The sequence below is a fragment of the Psychrobacter sp. genome (assembly GCF_049295055.1).
Lineage (GTDB): Bacteria > Pseudomonadota > Gammaproteobacteria > Pseudomonadales > Moraxellaceae > Psychrobacter.
On sequence record NZ_JBAQQF010000087.1, the window covers coordinates 1 to 2887 of the forward strand.

3 protein-coding genes are annotated in these 2887 nt (G+C 43.5%); 1 reads left to right on the plus strand and 2 read right to left on the minus strand.

Features of this window, described 5'->3' with window-relative positions; translation table 11 throughout:
- Window positions 1–167: 167 nt before the first annotated feature.
- Both WAZ74_RS13225 and WAZ74_RS13230 read right to left on the minus strand, forming a co-directional pair.
- Complete coding sequence (locus WAZ74_RS13225; RefSeq protein WP_422308769.1) at window positions 168–407, minus strand: hypothetical protein; 240 nt, start codon at window positions 405–407, stop codon at window positions 168–170.
- Entirely contained in the window at window positions 404–1126 is a 723-nt protein-coding gene (locus tag WAZ74_RS13230; protein ID WP_422308770.1) for a 5-formyltetrahydrofolate cyclo-ligase, read from the minus strand. Before WAZ74_RS13230 ends, WAZ74_RS13225 begins: the two co-directional genes overlap by 4 nt.
- Before the next feature lie 143 nt (window positions 1127–1269).
- Between WAZ74_RS13230 and fumC the strand changes: the two genes are divergently transcribed.
- On the plus strand, window positions 1270–2673 hold the full coding sequence (gene fumC, locus WAZ74_RS13235; RefSeq protein WP_422308771.1) for a class II fumarate hydratase: 1404 nt from the start codon (window positions 1270–1272) through the stop codon (window positions 2671–2673).
- Window positions 2674–2887: the final 214 nt, after the last annotated feature.

A 2887-nucleotide genomic window follows, 5' to 3' on the forward strand; every position in this document is an offset into this window, starting at 1 on the left:
GCTGCTCCCAGAGGCTATCGGTTAATGCTTGTCTGGCCATCTTTTTTATATGCCTCTTATTTTATAAAGTGTACGCCTTATTTTAGAAGATATATGCGTGCTTTCCAATTAGGGACACTCCCTAATAGAGCAGTTCTTCAATTAAACCGTTGATAATTTCTTAGTTATCAATACTGCTCATCAAAATCCTCAATCTCACCATTTAAGCTATGTAAAAAATTATCGCTTTGTGCCAATAATTCGTTTAAGCGTTTTTCATTAATCACTCTTGCTAGCTCTTCAGCGCTAAAAGTCTGCTCTTGACTATAATATAGCAGTTCATAATCCGTTTTTTCTAACTCTTGCAAATGTTGTTCGACATTCTCTGCGCTAGAGTTAGTATCCAGAAATTTCTTATTATCACTCATCTAAACCACCTCAAGCCACTTGGCGTAATCAAGCCATCTAAAGGCACATCCCAAGGCTGACGCGCTAGTTGCTCAATGACTTGAAAATCATAGCACCAACCTATTTTTAATGGCTTTTTTGCGCCTGATTGATAGCTTTTAGCAAGCGTCGTATCATAAAATCCGCCACCCATGCCCATGCGATTGCCATTATTATCGACGGCAGTTAATGGACAGATAATCACATCTAATTCGCGCGCCCATAATAGCCTACGATGATGATTTTGTTTCATACCTAAGCTGTGAATACGCGTCGGTATATTTAATAACTTTGTATGATAAATAGGCACAAAGCGCAGACGCTTATCATCGTTGCCATTTCTAGTACGACCGAACGACCCAACCACTGGCAAATAAGGCAGATAGCCTAAGCGTTGACACCAGTCTAATAGAGGCTGAGTGGGCAGCTCACCAAAACCGTCATAATATAAGCCAATACGCGCACGCGGTGGTAAGCGCTGCTGTAGCTTGATTAAATGTCGACTCGCTTCGTGTGCACGCTGTTGACGTGCATTGGCAGTTAACTGACGACGCTGGCGTGTAAATAAGCGTCTAGGCGGATTGCTAACGGCCTCATCCATTTGTACATTTACCGGAACGGTATTTGTAGCGTGGCCTCTATCAATTGATAACTCAGGTGGCGATGTGGCAGATTGTTGTTGGCTGGTGCTTTTAGACATCGGAACCCTCACGGACTTGGAGAAATTTGTGATAAGTCATGCTATCATAACGACACTTTAAAGCGTATTTTCCTTTACGTGCAGCGGGTGTTGCACTTTTTATAGATCAGCTATTCAACAACAAACCATCAAAGAGGGTAGTTATGTCGACACAGAATCAGGCAACTCGTACCGAAAAAGACACTATGGGCAATGTAGAAGTCCCAGCTGACGCTTATTGGGGCGCGCAAACTCAGCGTAGCCGTGAGAACTTCAAAATCGGTGGCGAGACCTTGCCGCGCCCGATGATTGAAGCGATGGCACTGGTCAAAAAAGCCGCTGCGATTACCAATGCCAGCCTTGAGCGTTTAGATGCTGATAAGCGCGACCTAATCGTCCAAGCTGCTGATGAAGTCATCAACGGTGGTTTTACTGATCAATTCCCATTGGTCGTTTGGCAGACCGGTTCTGGTACCCAGTCAAATATGAATATGAATGAAGTGCTTGCCAATCGTGCCAATGAGATTGCTGGTAATGAGCGTGGCAGCTACACACCTATTCACCCAAATGACCATGTCAACCATGCCCAATCTACCAACGACAGCTTCCCAACCGCGATTCGTGTTGCCGCTGCTCGTGAAATCAATGGCTTATTGATTCCAGCGGTAAAAGCCCTACGTGATACGTTAGCTGCTAAAGCGAAAGAATTTGATAGCATCGTAAAAATCGGTCGTACGCATTTACAAGACGCCACACCTTTGACTTTAGGTCAAGAGTTCAGCGGCTATGTCAGCCAATTGGATCATTCACTGGTACGTATTGATAATGCGCTACAAGGTTTGTATGAGTTGCCACTAGGCGGCACTGCAGTTGGTACGGGTCTAAACGCTCATCCTGATTATGCGGTAAAAGCAGCCGAGCAACTAGCGACATTATCTGGTCTACCGTTTGTGACGTCACCAAATAAATTTGAAGCATTAGCCGCTCGTGATGCTGAAGTATTTGCGTCTGGCGCTTTAAAAACGCTAGCAGCCAGCTTAAACAAAATCGCTAACGACGTACGTTGGTTAGCATCAGGTCCTCGTTGTGGTTTAGGCGAGTTGACGATTCCTGAAAATGAGCCAGGCTCTTCTATCATGCCGGGCAAAGTGAACCCAACTCAGTCAGAAGCGATGACGATGGTTGTTGCCCAAGTCATGGGTAACGATGTTACTATCAGCATGGCTGGCGCGTCAGGTAACTTTGAGCTAAACGTTTATAAGCCAGTAATCGCTTTCAACTTATTGCAGTCTATCAAGCTACTTGGTGATGCGTGCAATAGCTTTAACGAAAACTGTGCTATTGGTATCGAGCCAGTAAAAGACAAAATTGATGACTTCTTGCATAATTCATTGATGCTAGTGACTGCGCTTAACCGTCATGTTGGCTATGAAAACGCTGCGAAAATTGCTAAGACTGCTTATAAAGAAAACAAAACTTTGAAGCAAGTTGCGGTTGAATTGAAGCTGTTAACTGAAGCTCAGTTTGATGAATGGGTTATTCCTGCTGATATGGTGAATCCTAAGTAAGCTATTTAATACTTTTTTAGAATAGTAAAAAGACCTTGTCATGTAATGTGACAAGGTCTTTTTTTTATGCAGTAAAGTTTTTGGGAGCTATAGTCAGTGAAAAGTAATATCGATACATCACACACTGCTGATATCAATTTTCCTTGCTTGCTGTGCCTGCGCAGACAGAGGCGACAAAAAATTGATATCAGCAATACCGTAGCGATTTTAGGAT